The following is a 22,569-nucleotide window of genomic DNA, read 5'->3' on the forward strand; positions in this document are numbered from 1 at the left end:
TCATTGGTTAGGCTGGTGCCAGACTGGGCGCCGTGTCGGGAAATCATTCATGCGGTGTTTCCGTCCCGGCGCGGTCTTCTGCCATCTGTGCGGGCGTTAGTTGATTTTCTCGCGCAGCGTTTCGAGATGCTGCATGAGGACTGAGCTGACTTAAGAGGGCTACCAGATGAGCCAACCTAGCCGCAACCTCATACCAATGCTACGCCGTTTTCCAGCATACACGTGCAACCATTTGTTAACCCTTATTTGATAGGCCCCCATGGCGGTGAACCTGAGGGTGCAACATTAATCAGCTTCTCATTAACGAATTCACCAAAGCCCAGCTCCGACAGCTCACGGCCGAAGCTTGAATTCTTGATACACCGCCGAATGGAAGTTGAGCCGCCGTCCATACTGGCTGGCATCGTCGCGCGGCGGCGCTGGCGTTCGCCTGCGAGTGGGCCAGCGTGGTGGTCGCCGACGTATCCGGGCAGGGCAACCAGGAAACGATCCGCCTAATCGAGGAGCAAGGCGGGCAGGCGCTCACCGTCCGGTGCGACGTGACGCGGGCCGAGGACGTGAAGGTGGCCTTGGACAAGACCGTCGAGGCCTTCGGGCGGCTGGACTTCGCCTTCAACAACGTCGGCGTCGAACGGAAGAAGCTGACTCCGACCGCGGAGTTGGACGAGGAGGAGTGGGACCGAATCCTCAACATCGACCTCCGCGCCGTCTTCCTGTGCATGAAGCACGAGATACCGCTGATCCTCAAGCAGGGCGGCGGGGCGATCGTGAACACCTCCTCGGGTGCTGGGGTCATCGGCACCCCGCGTACACCGCCGCGAAGCACGGCGTGATCGGCCTAACCCGATCGGCGGCCCTCGACTACGCCGCGCAGAACATCCGCGTTAACGCCGTCTGCCCCGGGTACATTGACACCCCGATGATGGGTCGCTTCACTGGGGGCACGGCCGAAGGACGCGCGAAGGTGATCGGTGATTGCGGAGGAGCCGGTCGAACGGATGGAAAGTCCGAGGAGATCGCCGCGGCCGTCGTCTGGCTGGGAGCACATCAACCTGACCGGCGATTACATCTGGCGGCAACACAAGCTCGTCGAACGGGGCAAGTTCCGGCCGCTACGGGTGATCGCTGGGGCTTAACGTACGATTTTTTCCGTTTCGTGAGCAGATCCCTGATATGCACTTTTTTATCGCTCTCCATTTTTTCGGGGAAGGATGAAAGAAACATACTTTCGCAGCAAGCCATCCGTCTGCTGGATATACGGCATTATAACTGGCATATAATGTCTCTCTTTTTTATGTGGAGCGCGACATTTATCGGTTGCGGCCATTGAAAACAGTACAGATGCCATTCAAGTTGACTATTCCCCAGTGCGGTTCGATGACCCGCTATGGTCATTTCGACGGTTCAGGCGATGCCCTGGCTTTGGCAAAACTGGCGCAGGAAGCAAAACCTGTCGCCATCATTACGTCAAGCGCACTCGCCGCCCAAAGGCTGCTGGAGGAAATCCCCTTCTTTGCCCCCGAGTTGAAAACACGGCTGCTGCCGGACTGGGAGACCCTGCCCTACGATACCTTTTCACCTCATCAGGATCTTGTTTCCGACCGGCTTGCCACGCTTTACCAGCTCATGAGCGGCGCCTGCGACGTACTGATCGTTCCTGTCACTACCGCGTTATACCGGATGCCACCGCGAGCGTACTTGGCCGCGCATACTTTTTTTCTCAAGCGGGGAGAAACGCTTAATCTGAACACGCTACGCGGCCAGATGACTTTGGCGGGCTACAGCCGCGTAACGCAAGTGCTCTCGCCGGGGGAATACAGCGTGCGTGGCGGGCTGGTGGATCTGTTTCCCATGGGCAGCCCGCTGCCCTACCGCATCGACTTGCTGGATAACGAAATCGAAACCATCCGTACGTTTGATGTGGATACGCAGAGAAGTGTCTATCCCGTCACCGAGATCAGATTACTGCCGGCACGCGAGTTCCCTCTCGACGAGGAAGCACGCGGTCGTTTTCGAGGTGGTTTTCGCGAACAATTCGAAGGGGATCCATCGAAGAGCCGTATCTACAGAGATATAAGCAAAGGTGCCACGCCTGCGGGCATCGAATATTATTTGCCGCTTTTTTTTGAGCACACCGCGACAATCTTCGATTACTTGCCGCAAACAACGCTGCTATGCCTGCACCATGAAATCCATCCGGCAGTGGAAAACTTCTGGCGCGACACGCAATCACGCTATCAACTGCTGCGTGGCGACAATGATCATCCATTGCTGGCACCGGGAGAATTATTCGTCACGACGGAGGCTTTCTTCGGCGCACTGAAGCCCTACGCACGCATCGAGATCCCGTACGATGCTCAAACCTCGAAAGCGGAAACTCAAAGCTGGACCCGCTCGCTACCGCCTCTTCAGATTGATCGCCGCGCTGACAACCCAGCTGAGAGACTTGATAATTTTATCGCGGAATTCGCCTCCGAGTTCACCTCTCCCGGTGGGCGAACATTGCTATTGGCGGAAAGCCTCGGCAGGCGGGAACTGATTTCAGATCATCTGAAACAGTATGGGCTGGATATCGATATCTGCGATGACTACGCGCAATTTCGGTCAAGTAACAAAGCTTTCATGCTTGGCGTGGGGCCCTTGCACAACGGTTTTATATTCCGTGGCGAAAGAACGGCCTTCATTACGGAAAACGAGCTGTATGCAAGGCATTTGCACGGCCGCCGCGAACGTGATTCGCGCAAGACTTCCGCAGTGGCCGATGCGATGCTGCGCGATTTGTCCGAGATCAAATCCGGCGACCCGGTTGTGCATGAGCAGCACGGCATCGGCCGCTACCTCGGGCTGGTAAGCATGGATATGGGAGAAGGCGCAACAGAATTTCTATCACTTGAATACGCCGGTGGAGATAAGTTATATGTACCGGTTTCGCAACTGCACCTTATTGGGCGATACAGCGGGGCGACGCCCGAAGCTGCGCCGCTGCATAAACTCGGCAGCGGTCAATGGGACAAGGCCAAGCGTAAAGCGATGCAACAGGTGCGCGATACCGCTGCGGAACTGCTGAATCTTTATGCTCAGCGTACCGCTCGTGTCGGCCACGCGTTCAGGCTAAGGCAACATGATTATGAAGCATTTGTTGAAGGTTTCGGTTTTGAGGAAACGCCCGATCAGGCCGCCGCGATCGATGCGGTAATCGAGGATCTGGCCTCGTCCAAGCCCATGGACCGCCTGATCTGCGGAGATGTTGGTTTCGGCAAGACCGAAGTGGCCTTGCGAGCAGCCTTTGTCGCGGTTGCCGATGGTAAACAGGTGGCTGTACTGGTACCCACCACGCTCCTGGCTGAGCAACATTTCCAGAATTTTTCCGATCGCTTCAGCCTGATCTCGAACGAATGGCCCATAAAAATTGCGGAGCTATCGCGTTTCCGCTCGTCGAAGGAACAAACCCAGGCCTTGGCGGGGTTGGCTACCGGGCAAATCGACATCGTCATCGGCACGCATAAACTGGTCCAGAAAGGGGTGAAATTCAGCAACCTGGGCCTGGTCATCATCGACGAGGAGCATCGCTTCGGTGTACGTCACAAGGAACAACTGAAAAGTCTGCGTTCTGAAGTGGACGTATTGACGCTTACCGCCACACCCATTCCCCGTACGCTTGCCATGTCGCTGGAAGGTCTGCGTGACTTTTCCGTGATCGCTACCGCTCCGCAAAGACGGCTCGCCATCAAAACTTTTGTCAATCGTTTTTCCGAAGGCATCATCCGCGAAGCATGCTTGCGCGAATTAAAACGCGGCGGGCAGATATATTTTCTGCACAACGAAGTGAGCACCATTCAACCCATGCATGACAAGCTCGCCCGGTTGTTGCCGGAGGCGCGCATAAGCATTGCCCATGGGCAAATGCGCGAACGCGAACTGGAACATGTGATGAAGGATTTTTATCAGCAGCGCTTCAATCTGCTGCTTTGCACAACCATCATCGAAACCGGTATCGATGTTCCCACCGCCAATACCATTGTCATCAATCGCGCGGACAAATTCGGTCTGGCGCAATTACATCAGTTGCGCGGACGCGTAGGCCGCTCCCACCATCAGGCATACGCTTATCTATTGGTACCGGAGGAAGAGGCACTTGGAACACAAGCCAGGAAACGTCTGGAAGCCATTCAAGCCATGGAAGAACTGGGTGCGGGTTTTTATCTCGCCATGCACGATCTGGAAATTCGCGGCGCCGGCGAAGTACTGGGCGAATCGCAAAGCGGCGAGATGCAGGAAATCGGCTTCACTCTCTACTCCACCATGCTTGATGCTGCGGTTCGATCATTAAAGGAGGGCAAAGAACCCGATATGCAGCATCCCCTGGGCGTTGCCACCGAAATAAATTTACATGTTCCCGCCTTGTTGCCTGATGGATACTGCAATGACGTACATGAGCGCCTGGTACTGTACAAGCGCATGGCGAATTGCACAAATGATGATCAACTGGATGATATTCAAATAGAATTATCGGACCGCTTCGGTCTCTTGCCGGATCCCGTCAGAGCACTGCTGGATTGCCACCGTTTGCGTATTGCAGCTACACCCATGGGAATTACTCGCATTGAAGCGAGCGCTGACGCCATCCAGGTGCAATTCATCCCCAACCCGCCGGTCGATGCCGCAACAATCGTCGCGCTCCTTCAACGCAGCCGCGATTATGAACTTTCCGGTCCCGATCGCCTGAAAATAAAAGTACAGATCCCGGGAGTGAAAGAACGGGTAACGCGGATAAAAAGTTTGATCACCGAATTGAGTCGCTGAAAATCCAGTTGCGCAAAATGGCGTAGCGTCGATCAAGCGTTTTGGTATTCCTTCAGATAAGTACTATTGACATTATGACGCTTCCGGTTTGTACGAAAAAATACATGCTTAATCGCAGCTTTTCAGGATAATCGCCCTTCATTCGGGCATAACCTGTCCGTTAATAATCGTTTATGCCGGAAAACCATCCTGATGTCGTGGCTAAGGAGCATTAAAAGCAAAATTGTTGTGTTTGCCATGATGGCCACACTCATCCCGTCGTTAGGGCTGGGGTTGTTGTCCTTTCGGCAGAACGAGGCGCAGATAAGCGATAATGTAACCCGTGAACTCCGCGCCATGACAAGTTACGCCAGCCGCGAAATAGAACTCTGGATTGATAAACGTGTCCACGAGGTGCACGTAACGTCCACGTCCAGTGCCGTCATAGACGGTCTATCAGCGGTCAACCATCCCGAAACAAGCTTGCCGGGTGGAAATCCGCAAGCCCTGGCGCATTATCTGCGGTCGGTGCAGGTAAAACTCGACACGATACTGGAACTGACTGTCGTGGATGCTACCGGTAAAGTTGTGGCGAGCAGCGCGGAAACGCCCGTCACAGTGACCCTCCCCGATGATTGGCCCCAGAGTTCCCTCACGGAAGGCCTTGTGATTGCACCGCCACACTGGGACAAGGAATATGCTACCGCCACACTTAGCGTTGCAGTTCCGGTATTGTCCTATGACAATTTATTGATGGGTGCATTGGTGGCCGTGCTGGATCTTCATAGCTTGCAGCCCCGTCTGAAAAGTGAGATAAAATCGCCGCCAGGCGAAGTGATTCTGCTTGATTCAGACGGCAGAGCGCTTGTCAGCAGTCAGGCCGGCACAGATAAATTGCCGCAACTGGATCCGTCGGTGCTGCGGTATCTGCTCGCTCAACCGGGCAACTCCATGGCTTTTCATGGCCTGACGCATCGCAACGTAATTGGATTGGCCGAGGTATCCGCGGAACCGGGAGTCGTCATTGTGGCAGAGCTCGATCGCGCCGCGGTTTATGGTCAGTGGATAGAACTTCGGAATATGTTTCTGGGGCTGGTAGGCGCACTGGTTCTGGTAGTGGCAGCCGTGGCCTTCCAGATGGGACGCTCGATTGTTGCGCCGTTGCAACGGCTGATCCGTGCCGCGGACCGCATTGCCGGGGGCGATCTGGAGGTACGGCTTTCGGCAAAACGAAATGACGAGCTCGGTCGTCTTACAGTGGTATTCGATCAGATGGCGGATCGGTTGCGCCAGAGTCACGCCGAGATCATGGCCGCCAATGAAGCCATGCAACAGCAGAATCAGGTGCTGGAGACACTCTCCATCACCGATAGTCTTACTGGCCTGTACAATCGCAGTAAACTCGATGCGATTCTGGCCGATGAGCTTGCGCGCTTTAAACGCACGCAGCGGCAGTTTGCATTATTAATGCTGGATATCGATCACTTCAAGACATTAAACGATACCTATGGCCACGTCACCGGCGATGAAATTCTGCAAAGCGTAGCCCGGATACTGCTTCAGTCTGTCCGTAGCATCGACTATGCGGCACGCTACGGCGGTGATGAACTTATTATTATTCTGGTTGATACTTCTGCGGACCTGGCAGCGAAAACCGCGGAACGCATCCGTTCACATGTAGAAAATGCACAATATGGCGCCAACGGCTCGACGATTGCAGTAACGGTGAGTATCGGTATCGTGCAGTGTCAACTCGACGATATGACGCCAACCGCAGTGTTCACTCGCGCTGATAAAGCGCTCTATCAAGCAAAGCGGGCTGGTCGCAACCAGGCCTATAGTGCTTATTAGTCCGTCGTTTGTCCGCCGGTATTTACTGTTTGCCCAGGTGCGCTTCCACCAGCGTATTGAGTACCCATCCCGACCGTCCATCGGCTGAGATCAACAGCCATTGGCCCTGATAGGCATCCGCTATCATCAGGGATTCCTTCTTTAATACGCCGAGCACCGCAGCATTCAAGCCCGGCTTCTGGCGCAGATTGCTATTGGCAATGGCGCGAAGCGGGATAGGAACCTGCAACGAGACCGTTACTTGACGCGACTCCGCGCTCTTGCGGCCGTGGCTGTTTGTCATCATGTTGATAAACTCGCGAGCCTGCGCAGCATAATCCATTGCGGCGGCATAGTTGTCCTCTGCGTACGATGTAGCGGCCGCGTTCAGCAGGCGCGCTGCCTGAGCTTGCAATAACTGATCGGAGCCTGTGGCTGGGGATGACTTCAGGTTTTCCATGACCATTTCAACTTCCGCAATGGTAGAGGCAGCGGCAGGACGTGTAGCCAAACGCCTGAGTTTCACCTGCGCATGAGCAGCCTGGCTGCTGGTTTCCTGTAATGTCTTTGCCTGATCCTGCTGCCGGGCCTCCTGGCTGCGGATCTGCGCCTCCTTTTCCGCCACCAGCTTCTGCAAGCGCTCGATTTCCTGCTGCTGCGCCTCTTTTTCCACAAGCAGCTTTTGCAGGCGCTCGATTTCCTGCTGCTTCCCAACGCAGGATGACCAGAGGGAGTCGCCAATCTCAGCTTGGGATGGAGATGCTTTTGGAAGAATGCTGCATCCCGCCATGATCACGCCGATAAGGCCGAAAACTATCCGGCCCGGCATTTGTACTGGCTGAAGCTTTGAAAGACTGTAGCGCTTAACTGACCGCTTCAATGGTGCCATGACTCGGTTATCTCCGCATCCTGATATTGAAGCAGATATTATCGCTCAGTTCCGGTTTATGTGGTAAGCATCGCCACTTTCAATGTGTGGTCTGAGGCTGGTCAGATAAAATTTATTAGCGTGCCGCTCATCGTCCCGCTCATCGAACGGGGCAGCAGATATAGAGCAAGGCGCCGGCAAGCACATCCTCATTCGCTCGATCATCAGGACCTGAAAACGCTTTTCGAGACCTTGAACCTAAATCCGGTAGTTGACCGCTTATTTAATAGATCAGTGTCATGATTAATAAACAATATTTCATATTAGTTGATGCTCACCTTCCGGGTGAGGGCGCTACGGGGTGAATTGCACAATTTTTGTGGCACATGGCTGCGTTGCAACTCCTTGGAATGGAATGACCATTCCGCGTCGTTGCGCCTTGCCCTGCACCTCAAAAACCGTACACTTCACCCCGTCCACTACCGGATTTAGGTTGAAAGGTCGAGCCGACATAGGTGATTGTATCTTCAGGCAGGTGTGTATCCGGGTACCGGAACCACTGCGTAAATAGCGCTCCAGCAATTCGATGTGGAAGTTGGCAGCGATTACTGGCAGAATGTCGGGTTGCCAGCAAAATATCAGTCCCGCTACATTGGCCTTCTCCGCGGCATAAAAATGTGGGGGCCTGCCTCGGACCGCCCTACAGGTATACAGGAAGGCGTACAGGAGCGGCCACTCCATCTATTCTCTCTTGAAGCAATAGCACGCCTGGACTCTGCCCAGGCTATCTTCGAGCGCGCTCGAAGGGGACTGGAAATATCTTTAACAATAAATGGAACGGTATATGAATCTGATAATACAAGGGCTTGAGGTAGCAAACAGCGATTTGAGAGAGTTGGCGAAACTCGCCGGCGCTGACCATATCGAACAGATCACAGGCCAGGCGTTTCGGCTGGAAAACGCAAGCCGCCGCGAGCATGTGGCTGAATACTGCGCCGACGCCGAACTGGATTTTGCATTTATCGAACAAACAGTGCAGCTCTCCGATTTTGGCCTGGTTGCGATGGATATGGATTCAACCCTGCTTGCGATCGAATCCATTGATGAGATAGCCGATATGCACGGGGTGAAACCTCAGGTATCGGAAATTACACAGAGAACCATGCGCGGCGAAATCGTCTTCGCGGAAAGCTTGAGGCAGCGCACTGCCTTGCTGCAAGGGTTGGACCAGGATGCATTGCAACAGGTTTACGATGAGCGCGTGCGATTAAGTCCCGGTGCGGAAAAAATGCTGCAACGAATGAAATCCGCCGGCCTCAGGAGTATGGTCATCTCTGGCGGATTCACATTTTTTACGGATAGAATAAAAACAAAACTGAATCTCGATTATGCCGCAGCCAACAAACTCGAAATTACGGATGGAAAGCTCACCGGCAAGGTACTGGGGGAAATCATCGGTGCCTCGGGAAAAGCCGAAGTGCTAAAAATTGTGCGCGAAAAGCTGGGCTTGAGGCGCGAGCAGGTAATCGCCATCGGCGATGGCGCCAACGATCTCAAAATGATGGAAGAGGCTGGGGTGAGCATCGCTTATCATGCGAAGCCCATCGTACAGGAAAAGGCGACTTATGCTATCAATCACGTGGGTCTGGATGGGGTAGCCAACTTGTTCGCATGGTCCGCATCATCCTGATCATGCAATAACTCGTTACGTTAATAGCTGAACGCAGCTTCCACCAGGAAGGTGCGTTGGGGATAGGGGTGAAAAACAAAGGCCTTGTCATTGTTCAGGTTGGTAATACCGAACGAGAATCGACTTTTAAGGCCGCTCTGGAACTTGTGCCGGTAGCTGGTCTTGAAGTCCATGAAGAAAAAATCGCTCTGAGACCCGAAAACGTTGTTCACATGATCCCGGTTATCGAGATCGTTAAACGAATCACTGGTGTAACGGCCTGAAAATGCGATATCCCATGCGTCGGTGGCATGATAGGTGGTGAAGAAATTCGCGCGCCAGTGCGGTAAACGGATACGTTGTTTACCCGTAAGATCGAAATCACTTGGCCTTCCGGTCGAATCCGTGAAAATAATGGTGGGGCCTTTGTCCACTTTTGCGTTCATCCAGGTGCCATTAAACATGAAATCGAATTTCGAACCCAATATCCGCCGCTGGTCAAAAATAAACTCAACCCCGGTAGTGCTCGTCTGATCGATATTCTGGAACGAACTCCGCGTTTGAATGCCTGATGCTGCCAGGACTTGTTGAATGGCGTCCTTGATATCATCGCGAAACACGTTCACGCGGACGTAACCCTTGGGCAGCGTGTATTCAACCATGAAGTTATGGTGTACCCCGTTTTCAGGTTTGAGCGCCGCGTTTGCCGCTACAATCTGGGTTGGAGTACCAATTGATTGATAAAGCTCGGCAATGACGGGAAATCGGTGGGCTCGACCAAAGGAGTAACGGAATTTCAACGGCCCAGGCTCATAGCCCAGTGAAACTTTAGGTGACAATGCGGATTCGGCGCGATCCGGTACTGAAGTACTTCCGACAACACCGTTGGAAGCCGACCACCATTCTTGGCGCGCTCCTGCCGTTACATCCCAGTCGGGCATGAAACGATATGCGGATTGGGCAAAGACCGCGTGTGTCGATGTTTGACCATCGTTGTTCCGGTTAGCCTGCAAGGCGCCGCGAGTGAGCGTGGCATAGTCCGTCAGATCATACTGCCGAAAGCTTAAATTGTATTGATCAAAATGATATCCACTCAGAAATGATAGCTTCTGGTTGCCGAATAGCGCTGACGTACTTAGCTTGAGGTCATAGTTCAGCCAACTGAATTTTTTGAAGTCTTGGATTTGACCTTCCCCAGTATTACCCGGATCATTTTTATTACGAAAGGCAGTAGCGCGAGTATCTTTGAGAACATCGAAATGACTGATAGTTGTATCGATATTCCAGTTGGGAGTAAGGGCGCCCCGTAGCTGCAAGCCAAGGTTTAAAGTCTGACGATCGTCCTTATTGGCACCAAAACCCCTCCGTAAAACATCAAAGGATGACCCATCGAGAGCGGCATTTTGCAAATTGGCATCTGCCGGTGAAGCGTTATTCCCGCCACCCCCCCAAAATGCCTGCCCGAGTGGATCACTTAAATAATTCTTGGGGTTGTTACCGTTCCGCGTACGATCTTCGTAGGCGACAGTAAAAATTGCCTGAAGATCCCAGGTTATGTCATACCCAAACTTGCCCTTGAACAGGTGAGTATTAACTTTCTCTGGTCCGGTGTCGCCATAGATAATGCTGGGGGTACCCCGTGTATCCGGCGTACGTATGCCGCCAGTAACCGCGGTTTCAGTCGGATCCGTTAAAGCGGGGTCTTTCAAACCCGTATTGTCAATGAAGTAGGATTGAGGATGGCTCTGCGCTTCAAGTCGGTTGTAGGCCAGGAATACCGTAAACCGGTCCTGGATCCGGTTGCCATACGATACGTATTGCCGATCGCCTATGAAAGTCCCTTGATCCGGCCCGTAAAGTTTATAAGGCTGAATGAACAGGCTGCTCTCGACATAAAATTCCTGCTTGCGCGGCATGCGCGTTTTTATGTTTACCACACCGCCGATGGAGTTGCCGCTATATTCCGCCGAGAAGGGCCCATACACGATATCGACGGAATCGATTTCATTTGGGCCGATCAGCGACCAGCGCGGCGCGCCGTTAAAGGAAGCCTGCAGAAAGTTGTGCAGTGGCAAGCCATCGGCATAGACCATATTGCGTGCGGTCGAGAACATGTCCGCACCGCGAATACCCAGAACACCGTTGGGATCGCCGACATACCGCTGCCGGATTTGCAGGCTCGGTTGATATTTCAGTACCTCCTCCGTGGTTTGCGCGTTCTGCAACTCGATCTGTGACCGGGTCACGCGCGTCGAAGGCGAAGTGTAATGGGTGTCACGCTCGGTCTCGCCGGTAATGACCATTTCCTTGAATACCGTTTCCGATACGCTGTCTTGCGCCGGATTATCCTTACTTCCATCCTTGCGCTTGTTCTTGCCGGAGACCTCACCCGCCTTCGTGTCAGAACCGGGGAGTGAACTTGCGCCAGACGGCACCTTATCCGTATCTTCTGCCGATGAAACCGGGTTGCCTGACTGCGCGATTAACCCGTTGACGGCACCAGCGGAAGGGGATATCCGGGTGGCAACTCCCTCTGTGCGGGGACCCGTATTATCGTGTTTCGGCGGAGATTTTTTTAATTGGTCCGAATCTTCGGCTGCCAAAGCCGGTGATATCCAAAGCAGACCCACCAGGAAAAACGAGAAAGATCTCATATTTATTCTTATATTACGTGATCGCTCTTACTGATAACGATCAACCGGGATCTTTATCAACATATGCTTCAAATGTTGCGTCAACGCTGCAATTTATTCCAATCCATGAAAGATCAACCGGCGCGTCCGGCAGTGATCCGTTCAATCGGCACAATTCGCAGCCCCTCTTTTGCGGTATTCCATACCACCAGCACTTTCTCGCCGTTAATCAACGGTACTGGGTAATCCGTTGCGCCAGCCGAAGACATCAAGGGCGCAGGTTCGCTCCAGGACACACCGCCATTAACCGAGTACATCATCTGCACGGAATAGGATTGCCCATCAAATTCGCGCCAGGATAAGATAACGATCTTATCCTCCACGACGACCGAGGCATGGTTTGCCTGGGCCGCCGGATTGCCGATGGGCATGGGCCGGGACTCCCAATCGCCGTCAATATTCTTGTAGAACAATCCCTGGCGAGCCGTGCCATTGGTAAACCAGGCCAGGTGCAGCTTGCCCCACCTGTCAGCCGCTAGGCTCCCGCCATTATGTGGACAGGCATCAATTTGCCATTCATCACGCGTCGCACGCCTCACTCCACCCTTATCCAGGTTAGCAATGGCGAAATCGCGCGTGTTGGCACCGAAAATATTCCGCCAGAGAGCGACCGGTCCATCCTTGGTCCAAGCGAGCGTAATTCGGCAACACTCGCATGTATGTTCGTGAAACCGGTAGTTCGGGCCGAAACTTTTGCCGTTATTGTCTGATTTGGCTGTATATATCGATGTGCCCGTGAAATTCTCGCCTTTTTCCTTCGCCGCATCCCGATCACGGGCATCCAGCCATGCAATCACCACCCGCCCATTGCCATCGATCGCCATCGAATCAAACCGATGGCTGGTGATGCGGCCATCATCATTCAGCGTAATGGGTGCGGAAAAGCTCTTGCCTGAATCCGTCGAGCGCGCAAACCGGACGTTGCCGGCATATTTCTGGGGCAGGGACTGCACCCAGGTCAAAAGTACGGTGCCGTCGCGGGCAACCGCAATCTTGGGCCGGCTCTCGCCATCAGCCGATATGGTTTCCGGCTCGGGCGTGACGATAACCGGCGTGGAGAAGTTCTTTCCATCGTCGTCAGACCAGGAAACCAGCAGTTGCTGCTTCTCAACCCTTGCTATCCATAATCGTCCATTCTCATCCAGCGTTGCGCCCACCGCCAGCATAGCCTTTGGCGCATGGGACATTGAATGGTTTTGCCCTCCACTAGCTGAATCCGGCTGACTTGCGAGCGCAGTTCCCGAAACGCTTATCAGGAAAATGGATGCAATATGAAGAATCCGATACATCTCTCGCTCTCATTAACAATATTGAGGTCGAGAGTAATCTATTTACCGAAGCATGGGAATGTGGCAAATTGTCGCACTTGATCGTTGCGATCTCGGGAACCCGAGGGTGGGAAGCGTGGTAAGCGATTGAAAAGCAATACCCTATGCATCTGTATTTCCGCATTTCCGGTTATTGCCTCTGTCGCCAATCCGAGCGCTCATCCGGGCATTTTCCCGGGGTTTGCTGCCAGCAGCCTGTTGGACTTGAAGAATCGCAGCGAAAAAGTGACTGGGTGAGGGCAGATTTTGCGGATTTTGAAGGCCAATAGTTATTCTATTGGTCGAAAAATCAGCGAAATATGAACCGGCCAGACGCTTTTGCAGCCGATTTCCTTTAAGTCCGACAGGCTGCTAATGTTCGTTGATGTGCTGCTCATGCCCCACCCATTTCTGCACCACCAGGCTCCCCACCATGTCGCCTTCGACATTGACTGCAGTGCGAAATGTATCCAGGAGGCGATCGATGGGCAACAGGATGGCAATGCCTTCGGCGGGTAGCCCGACCGATTGCAACACCACTACCATCGTCACCATCCCGGCACTGGGTATGCCGGGCGCACCCATTGCAGCCAGCATGGCCGTCAGGAACACGATCATTTGTTGCATGAGGTTGAGTTCGATGCCTGCCAGATTAGCGATAAACAGGGCGGCTACCGCTTCGTACAACGCGGTACCGTCCATGTTGAGCGTAGCGCCCAGCGGCAGGACAAAACCGGCAATATCGCGTTTGACATGCAGATGCTGCTCGACGCAGCGCAAAGTGACTGGCAAAGTAGCAGAACTGGAACTGGTAGCGAAGGCCGTTATCAGCGCCTCGCGCGCGCCGCGCCAGAATTTGAGCGGGGTCATGCCTGTAACCAGATAAAGAATCAGCGGCAGGACCACCATGCCGTGCAACAACGTTGTCGTCACCACCACAGCGATAAATTCGATCAATGTCGCAAGCAAAGCCGCATCCTGCGTGGCAGCCAGCTTCAACAGCAATGCCATGATGCCGATGGGCGCCAATCGCATGATCCAGCCCACCAGCATCAGCATCAACTCCAGCAACTCCTGTAACAGAATGAGAATGTTGGCATAGCGCTCGCCGCCCACCACCAGGGCAATTCCGAGCAAAAGCGCGAAAACCACCACCGCAATCACATTACCCTGTGCCAGCGCAGTCATTGGATTCTGGAACAATGAGTGGAGGAAATGAGCGAAAAAATCGGATAATGCCATTTGCTCGGCTCGAAACCCCTGCATGGCATCCTGAAACATCGCGAGCTGCAGCCCTGCGCCGGGACGGACAAGGTTGGCGGCAGTCAACCCCAGCAGGATTGCCAGCATCATGGAGAATATGAAAAAGCCCAGCGTTGCTTTCCATACCTTGTGCATCTGCCGGTGTGCGCGTAAATTGGCAACCCCCACGGCAATGGAAGTAAACACCAGCGGAATCATCACCATTTTCAACAGGTCGATAAACAGTGTTCCGACGAGTTCGGCGATATATAACCCGGCCTGCGCGACTGTAGATTCCTTTCCAAGCAGGGATAAACCCAAGCCCAGCAGGAGACCAGCCAGCACACCAGCCAGGATTTGCGCATTGAGCGATGTCTTTCTCATCTGTACGCTGCTTTATGAGGTTGATTTTTGATACGCTGGGAAAAATTCTCGTTCGCGGTGATCATTTGAACGATGTGTGAAAGCACCATCCTAAAACACCGCAAATTTGCGAGCAACAATACCAGATTTCTTGATCGGAAGAAGCTGGGAGAGTATGGTTCAGCAAAACTCGGTGGATAGAAACAAATCCAGACTCTTTTTCGAAAATTGGCTTTCGCCATTGCTTTATCAGTTTGTCTCATCGATAGCTTCCCTATGCTTCAGGCATCGCGCCCATCGGGGAATCTGCCGCGGCATTCTCAGCAGCTATAATCCGTTATCATGGACCCCGGCATGTCTTTTTCAGCTTTTGCAGCACCGTTCGCCGCATTCATGGTGGCGTTCGCGCTGATTTCCTATTTGATCAAGGGCGGCATTCTCAAGGTGCTGGACCATCCTAATCCCCGCTCTCTTCACAGCAAGGCCATTCCGCGAACCGGAGGACTGGGTTTGATGTCGGGGGTCCTCGTCTCATGGGCGCTTCTCCCCGGCGTGCTGCCGTTGTTTATATGGGCAAGCGTTATATTACTGATAGCAATCTCATTTGCCGACGATGTTTCGGGCCTGCCGGCCTGGGCAAGGTTTCTGATGCATGGAGTGGTTGCGGTTTGGTTCTCCACAGCAATGCTATCCGATACCCATGGCTGGATGGTCACGGCGGTGGCCGCGGTCGCAATTACCTGGATGCTCAATCTTTATAACTTCATGGACGGATCGGATGGCCTGGCGGGCGGAATGACGCTGATAGGTTTCGGTTGCTACGGCGTGACTGCATGGCTAGCCGGGAATGAACCGTTTGCCATGATCAATTTCTGCATCGCAGCAGCAGCGGCAGCTTTCTTGTTGTTCAATTTTCATCCCGCACGTATTTTCATGGGAGATGCAGGATCAATTCCGCTAGGATTCCTGGCTGCAATATTGGGTATTATGGGCTGGATAAACGGTGACTGGCCGCTATGGTTGCCGTTGCTCATATTTTCACCATTTATTGTCGACGCTTCTGTTACTCTCGCGAAACGCGGCCTGCGCGGTGAAAAAGTCTGGCAAGCGCATCGTGAGCATTATTATCAACACATGGTGCAAAGCGGCTTGGGTCATCGCAATACAGCCCTGCTCGGTTATGCTCTCATGTTAGCCGCGGGTGCCAGCGCAATATGGGCGATGGGACAGCCGACTCCCATTCAGCTCGGAGTCGGCGTCGCATGGGGTGGAATTTATCTGATCATGATACGAGTATACGACCACTACTGGAAACATCATCCTGGCGGTTCATAGCATGCTTGTACCTAAACTTAATATACGAGCGGGAATTGCTTTCGTTCATGATCTTGCCGCAGTAGTCGCTGCGTGGTGGTTCGCTTATTTGTTCCGTTTCAATTTCGAAATACCTCCTTTTTACTTGGCGGCATTGAAGGAAATCCTGCCATTTACGGTGTTGATACACGCCGCGGCATTTCTATGGTTCGGCCTGTATCGCGGGCTCTGGCATTATGCAAGTCTGCCCGATTTACAGCGCATCCTCTTCGCTGTATTGGCATCGGCAGCCGCAGTGCCCCTGGCGTTATACCTGTTGCAAGTACACAGCGGCGTACCACGCACCGTGTTGCTGCTGGCCCCCATTCTGCTTCTGTTCATCATGGGAGGAAGCCGCATTGCCTACCGGTTATGGAAGGAACATCGACTTTATGGACGAAAGAAACTTGAAAAAAATCTCGTCCTGGTGCTTGGGGCGGGGGATGCCGCAGTCGGTCTGGTGAAAGAGCTTGCCCGGAGCATGCAATGGGAAGTAGTGGGATTCCTGGATGATGATCCCGCGAAACGTGGCTTGATGTTACACGGCTTCAAGGTCATGGGTCGAATCAACGAGCTCCCGGCCATCGCCAAAAAGTTTCGCGTGGGTCACGCCATTATCGCCATGACGTCATCGTCATCCGACCGCCGCAAATTATATCGCTCCCAACCCGACAGGCGCCAGCCGGACCGCCATCTCCGCAATCGCCGTCGGGCGATGCAGATGTGTTCGACCGCTGGGGTAAAGGCGTTGATCGTCCCTTCGTACGACGATTTGATCAGCGGTAAAATCACCGTGTCGCAGATCCGTACTGTCGAGCCGGAAGATTTGCTGGGCCGGGACTCGGTGGTATTGGATAACGACGGCTTGCACGGCTTGCTGACAGGAAAAACCGTTCTGGTTACGGGTGCCGGTGGCTCGATCGGATCGGAATTATGCCGCCAGATTGCGAAATTCAGACCAGGCTGCCTGGTGCTGTTCGAATTGAACGAATTCGCGCTTTACAGCGTCGAGCAGGAATTCCAGGCCGATTTTCCGAACATACCCATGGTATTCGCCATCGGCGATATCAAGGATGCCGCGCGGCTGGCTCAAGTGTTCTCGCAGTACCAGCCGAAGGTTGTATTCCATGCCGCAGCCTATAAGCATGTGCCGCTGATGGAGCATGAAAATGCCTGGCAAGCTGTTTTGAACAATGTTTTTGGAACCTATGTGCTGGCACAGGCCGCGATCAAGCATGGCGTGGAAAAATTCGTATTGATCTCGACTGATAAAGCGGTGAATCCTACGAATGTCATGGGCGCCAGCAAACGTCTGGCGGAGATGGTATGCCAGGCATTGCAACAGCCCATCTCCATTCCTGAAAATACCTCTGGAAAAAATGATTTAATTGACGGGAAGCATGAGCCAGGTTTTGTCATGGTACGTTTCGGGAACGTGCTGGGCAGCGCGGGCAGCGTCATTCCAAAATTCCGCGAACAGATCGCAAAAGGCGGCCCGATCACTGTCACCCACTCGGAAATTACCCGCTACTTCATGTCCATACCTGAAGCCACGCAACTGGTTCTGCAAGCGGGATTAATGGGGAGCGGGAAAGGTGGCGGTGAAATTTTCGTGCTGGATATGGGCGATCCCGTGAAGATAGCCGACCTCGCAAAAGACTTGATCCGTCTTTCCGGACTGAGCGAGAGTGATATTCAAATTGTATATAACGGATTACGCCCCGGGGAGAAACTCTACGAAGAGTTGTTGGCGGACGATGAGAACACTTTGCCGACGCCCCATCCCAAATTGCGCATTGCCCAGGCCCGCCAGGTTGAAAAACAGTGGCTAATGGAACTGTTGGCATGGATAAACGAGCATCCAGCATTGAGCGATGAGGAAGTCAAACAGGATTTGAGAAGATGGGTTCCGGAATACTCAAGCCAGGAACCCGTGCAATGATTTCCTTGCTTCCCGCGCCATTTATTCAGGCGACGACTCAGAGCTGCCTGGCAGCCACGTCCTTTGAACCTAAATCCGGTAGTTGGACGGGGTGAAGTGTACGGTTTTTGGGGTGCAGGGCAAGGCGCAACGACGCGGAATGGTCGTTCCATTCCAAGGAGTTGCAACGCAGCCATGTGCCCCAAAAACTGTGCAATTCACCCCGTAGCGGTCTCACCCGGAAGGTGAGCGTAAAATAATATGAAATATTGTTATTAATCATAACACTGATCTATTAAATGAGCGGTCAACTACCGGATTTAGGTTGAACACACAAAGCCTGGACGAGCTTGGCGTAAGCCCCACCTCTCGCGAGTAATTCCCGGTGGCTGCCGATCTCAACGGCTCCGCCTTTACCCAGCAGGACGACGCGATCCGCTTTCTCCATGGTGGCTAAACGATCGGCGATAACAAGCGTGGTACGCTCCTGCACGACGGCGTCCAACGCTGCCTGAATATGATGTCCGGATTCGATGTCTATCTTTTCGGTTGCCTCATCCAGGATCAGGATGGGCGAATTTTTTATCAGTGCTCGCGCGATGGCGATACGTAGCCGCTGCCCCCCCGTGAGGTTTACGCCGAATTCCCCTACGGGGGTTTGCAATCCCTGCGGCATTTTCCGTATGAACTCCGTTGCGTGCGCGGCTTGTGCTGCAGCCGTGATCGTTGCTTCTGTTGCGCGGCCCAGTGCGCCATAAGCGATATTGGCTGCTATCGTGTCATTGAAGAGTGTTGTCTTCGATGATACCAGCGCAATATTGGCGCGCAGGCTGGCCAATTTGAGGCTCCTTAGATCATGGCCATCAAGCAGGATTTTTCCCGATGCGGGATTAATGAAACGCGGCACCAGATTCGCGAGCACGGCGGTGCTTCCTGAAAAACCTACTAACGCCACCATTTCGCCCGGTTGTATGGTCAACGTGATGCCCGGCGGCGTCGAACATGCTCCGGTACCCTGGATACCCTGCTGGCCACCTGGCTCGGGGCTCGCTTTGGAAGCGGCTTCAATGCTCTTTTTCTGATCGTGGTAGAAGCGGACCTGTTCGAATCGCAATTCGCCGCGCGCACGCTCGACGATAATTGTTCCCGTGTCCGGTTCAGGCTCTTGGTCAAGCAGCGAAAATACGCTCTCGGCTGCTCCTAGTCCCCGCCGCAGGACCTCCTTCAGAGCGGCAATACGTTTTATCGGAGAAATCAGCATCAGCATGGCTGCCATGAAAGAAGCGAAGCTGCCTGCCGTCATCTCATCGGCAAACGCTTGCTGAGCAGTAACATAAGCGATAATCGCCAGCGCACCTGCAGCAGCTATCTGTATCAACGGTATACGGAGAGAGGCCATGGCCATCCGTCTTTTAGCAAAGCGATGCGCTTCCTCCGCCTGTTCCCTCATGCGCTGGTTTTCATACTGCTCACCGCCGTGAAGCTTTACCACCTGGTAGTTCTCGATGGCATCCTCCAGCACCTGGTTGAGGCTCCCCATTGTTTGTTGGGCTTCCATTGCCATTTTTTGCAGTCGCACCGTGACAAGCCGCATGATCAGCGGCATCGCGAAGGCCATCAATAACGTCAGCAAGGCAAGCGGCCAGTCGAGATAAAGCATCCATCCCAGCAGTCCGAGGATCACAAGCAAGTCCTTGACCATCACCGTCATGACATCGGTAAAAGCACGGGCGACCTGCTCGGTATCGGATGTGATCCCGGAAACGAGGCTACCGCTCTCGTGACTGGCGCAATAGGCAGCAGGCAAGGTCAATAATTTAGCGAACATCTCCACCTGCAAGTCCAGCACCAATTTGCTTCCCAGCCAGTTGACCGCATAGGCGCCGATATGGCCCGCCACTCCCCGAACCGCAAACAGGCTGATGATTCCCAGCAGAACGAGTTGCATCAATTCCAGGTTCTTGCCGGCAATAGCGCCGTCCATCATCGGCTGCACCAACGCGACCAGCATAGGTTCAGTTGCCGCCATCGCAACCATGCTGATCAATCCCAGTATGACTGCGTCCCAATAGGGCGCGATATACCTTATCAGACGCAGGCATAGTTGACGGCGGGTGGGGATTTGCGTGTTTTGCATGCGCAAGCAGAATCGGAAGAAGATGCATTACCAGGCGTTCTGGCAAAGCCGTATTATGTCATCTGCTTCCATGCGCGATAAGATGCTTCGCGGAACGTTATTACCCCGGATGTTTCATAAATTGACGCGCGCCCTCGCTGGTCTTTTGTTTCGTATGAAAATTTCGTTCAGTCGGGCGTATCAATAACTACGCCACTCTTTCACAAAATCTCCCTACAAAACAAAACCCTGCGCGATCATCACGCGAATTTATGAAACATCCGGGTTACGAATGATCTCAGTCGAACTGATATTTTACGGTGAACCAGACATTACGCTCGCGAGCCGGTAGCGCATTGAAGCTCGTGCCCGGCGCGTTGCGAATCGCATATGAAAAATATTTTTCGTCGAATAAATTGTTTACTGCCATGCTCAGCAACAGCTTTCTTAGCTGGTGAGTAAACTTGAGATCCACGGTAACGTAATCCGGCATGCGACGCGTGGCGGTATTGGCCTGATCGTTATCGAATACCTGTTCCCCGACATAATTCATCGTCGCAGCGAAGCGCGTTGTCGGTGCAAGCCGAATGGTACCGCCCGCCGAAACCTTATGGCGCGGCACCAACGGAATGATGTTTCCTGAAACATCGACGCCGCCAAAATTCCCCTGACGAAAACGTGCATCACTATAAGTGTAGCTGCCGGATACATCGATTGCGCTATTAACGGCCCAGGACCCCTCCAGTTCGAAGCCCTGCCGCCGGGTTGGGGGGAGGTTCGTATTGGCAAAGAACCGAAACGGGTCTATGTTGATGAAGTTGATTTCATTGTTGAGATTGATCCGGTAAAGCGAGGTGCGGGCTCGTACCGGTCCTTGCTGATAATCCAGTCCGATTTCTCCGGTATGAGCGGTTTGAGGCTCAAGTATCTTGATTATGGAATCGAATGCCGGCCCACCGAACTGATTGAAATTTTCGTCTACCGTGGGTATGCGGAAACTACGGCCAAACTTGCCGTAGAACGAAAATGCAGACCCTAGAGGCTGGCGTACGCCAACATCATAGGCATGAACGGTGCGGCTCTGTTGACCGCGGGCGTGAGCTGAGGGATTGAAACGATCATTGGCCTTATTGTCCACCCATTGCAGCCGCCCCCCCAGCGTAACAGTCATACCTTTGGGTAAAGTGGAGGTGTGTTGAAAGTAAACCGCACGATTCTGCTGAGTCGCCACGACATCGGTCTGTGGTGTGGTGGCGGATGCCGAGCCCTGTATGGTTTCCGATCCGGTAAGGCGTTCGGCACGATAATCCCACCATTCCAGATTTGCGCCCAGTATCAGTTCGTGATTTATTCCGAAAGCCTGAAACGGCAGTTTCGCCCTCGGATTGAACAGCCATACATCGGATTGTGAATTGACAAACGTTTTGGAGTTGAAGCCGTCGATGCGGTAATCATCAAACAATGCCGTGCGATGGATATCGCGAAAGGAAAGATCCGCGGCAAGCTCGCCAAATCCAGTAGTACGTTCTCCCCGAAGCGTCACGTACGCGCCCTCGCGCGTGCTGAAATCGCGCGGTGTCGAGGTCCCTTTTCGGTCTGTTTTCAGTTGTGCTTCGGTGCGAGTACCCGGTAATTCCAATTTTTGATCATCCACGCCGAACTTCAGCAATGCCCTCCCATCGGTGAACTTATAGCGTAGATCCCCTTGCAGGTTCAGTTGACGCAATGCATTGTTGACGCGATAGTTATCCGTTTGCAGCGCGTTACCGCTGAGCGCCAGCCCAAGGTCCTTGCCTGCGGCGTTTAGCGTTCCATTGAATTCCGTTGCACTATAACTGCCAAATGAAACGCCGCCGGTGCCTGACACACGACCAGGCGCGGCAGCGCGTGTGACGATATTGATTACGCCACCCGTGGCGCCAGCCCCATAGGTGACGGCGCCGCTGCTCCGCAGCACTTCGATGCGCTCGATTGAATCAAGCGGAACCGTGGACCAGCGGATGCCCACCAGTTCGTTTTCATTCATCCGCTGGCCATCGAGCAAAACCAGCGTGTTCTGGTTGCCCGTAATGCCGAATCCGCGCATGTCGATCTGGGGGTCCGGGCTGCCATCGACATTACGGGTATGAATGCCAGCCAGTTGTTGCAGCAACTCCGGCAAAGTCGAAGCAGCACTATTTTTGATCTGCTCCGCATGAATTACCGAAACGCCTATCGGCAGCTTCTCGACACGCTGATTAAAGCGCGTGGCGGTAACAACGACCTCTTCAAGAGGGGGTGTCACCGGATCGTTGGATTCGGCGATTGCCCATGAAGACGCAGACGTGACAAAAAACGAAAAAAGCAGCTTGTGGAATAGACCCATGGTATCAGCTTGTAATTGGAGGAATCGTATCCACCATGTATCGAGAACAAGGAAATACCG

12 protein-coding genes and 1 pseudogene are annotated in these 22,569 nt (G+C 53.5%); 7 read left to right on the forward strand and 6 right to left on the reverse strand.

What is annotated here, in order from left to right:
• Nucleotides 1-449: 449 nt before the first annotated feature.
• The 3 genes and pseudogenes from BLP78_RS16155 to BLP78_RS00015 all read left to right on the forward strand — a co-directional run.
• A pseudogene (locus tag BLP78_RS16155) lies at nt 450-979 on the forward strand (SDR family oxidoreductase); the annotation flags it as partial.
• 362 nt (nt 980-1,341) lie between these two features.
• The gene (mfd, locus tag BLP78_RS00010) at nt 1,342-4,803 is read left to right on the forward strand and encodes a transcription-repair coupling factor (RefSeq protein WP_090455125.1); all 3,462 of its coding nucleotides are present in this window, start codon (nt 1,342-1,344) and stop codon (nt 4,801-4,803) included.
• A gap of 237 nt (nt 4,804-5,040) precedes the next feature.
• Nucleotides 5,041-6,633 (forward strand): sensor domain-containing diguanylate cyclase, encoded by a 1,593-nt coding sequence (locus BLP78_RS00015; protein ID WP_090455510.1) that lies wholly within the window; start codon nt 5,041-5,043, stop codon nt 6,631-6,633.
• Between the two features lie 22 nt (nt 6,634-6,655).
• On the opposite strand, the gene BLP78_RS00020 is transcribed toward BLP78_RS00015, so the two are convergent.
• Nucleotides 6,656-7,501: an SH3 domain-containing protein gene (locus BLP78_RS00020; protein WP_256329908.1), complete on the reverse strand. Its 846-nt coding sequence runs from the start codon at nt 7,499-7,501 to the stop codon at nt 6,656-6,658.
• An 823-nt stretch (nt 7,502-8,324) separates the two neighbouring features.
• Between BLP78_RS00020 and serB the strand changes: the two genes are divergently transcribed.
• On the forward strand, nt 8,325-9,170 hold the full coding sequence (gene serB, locus BLP78_RS00030) for a phosphoserine phosphatase SerB (RefSeq protein WP_090455515.1): 846 nt from the start codon (nt 8,325-8,327) through the stop codon (nt 9,168-9,170).
• 20 nt (nt 9,171-9,190) lie between these two features.
• On the opposite strand, the gene BLP78_RS00035 is transcribed toward serB, so the two are convergent.
• Complete coding sequence (locus BLP78_RS00035; RefSeq protein WP_256329909.1) at nt 9,191-11,752, reverse strand: TonB-dependent receptor; 2,562 nt, start codon at nt 11,750-11,752, stop codon at nt 9,191-9,193.
• A gap of 164 nt (nt 11,753-11,916) precedes the next feature.
• Nucleotides 11,917-13,029 (reverse strand): sialidase family protein, encoded by a 1,113-nt coding sequence (locus BLP78_RS00040; protein ID WP_256329910.1) that lies wholly within the window; start codon nt 13,027-13,029, stop codon nt 11,917-11,919.
• A 77-nt stretch (nt 13,030-13,106) separates the two neighbouring features.
• On the opposite strand from BLP78_RS00040, the gene BLP78_RS15435 reads away from it, so the two are divergent.
• Nucleotides 13,107-13,253 carry a hypothetical protein gene (locus BLP78_RS15435; protein WP_176752734.1) on the forward strand — a complete coding sequence of 49 codons (147 nt, stop codon included), beginning with the start codon at nt 13,107-13,109 and terminating at the stop codon, nt 13,251-13,253.
• 268 nt (nt 13,254-13,521) lie between these two features.
• Here BLP78_RS15435 and BLP78_RS00045 read toward each other — a convergent pair whose 3' ends face one another.
• Nucleotides 13,522-14,775, reverse strand: coding sequence for a dicarboxylate/amino acid:cation symporter (locus BLP78_RS00045; RefSeq protein WP_090455141.1), 1,254 nt, complete (start codon nt 14,773-14,775; stop codon nt 13,522-13,524).
• Nucleotides 14,776-15,108: 333 nt separating this feature from the next.
• Between BLP78_RS00045 and BLP78_RS00050 the strand changes: the two genes are divergently transcribed.
• Together BLP78_RS00050 and BLP78_RS00055 are read left to right on the forward strand one after the other, a co-directional pair.
• Entirely contained in the window at nt 15,109-16,089 is a 981-nt protein-coding gene (locus BLP78_RS00050; protein WP_256329911.1) for an MraY family glycosyltransferase, read from the forward strand.
• A 1-nt stretch (nt 16,090) separates the two neighbouring features.
• Nucleotides 16,091-18,049: a polysaccharide biosynthesis protein gene (locus BLP78_RS00055; protein ID WP_090455145.1), complete on the forward strand. Its 1,959-nt coding sequence runs from the start codon at nt 16,091-16,093 to the stop codon at nt 18,047-18,049.
• Between the two features lie 286 nt (nt 18,050-18,335).
• Here the strand turns inward: BLP78_RS00055 and BLP78_RS00060 are convergent, their stop codons facing one another.
• Entirely contained in the window at nt 18,336-20,165 is a 1,830-nt protein-coding gene (locus BLP78_RS00060; RefSeq protein WP_090455147.1) for an ABC transporter transmembrane domain-containing protein, read from the reverse strand.
• Between the two features lie 277 nt (nt 20,166-20,442).
• Nucleotides 20,443-22,509 carry a TonB-dependent receptor gene (locus BLP78_RS00070; RefSeq protein WP_143002852.1) on the reverse strand — a complete coding sequence of 689 codons (2,067 nt, stop codon included), beginning with the start codon at nt 22,507-22,509 and terminating at the stop codon, nt 20,443-20,445.
• Between the last annotated feature and the right edge of the window lie 60 nt (nt 22,510-22,569).

Origin of the sequence: Nitrosospira sp. Nsp1, assembly GCF_900100985.1 — a bacterium.
Taxonomy (GTDB): domain Bacteria; phylum Pseudomonadota; class Gammaproteobacteria; order Burkholderiales; family Nitrosomonadaceae; genus Nitrosospira.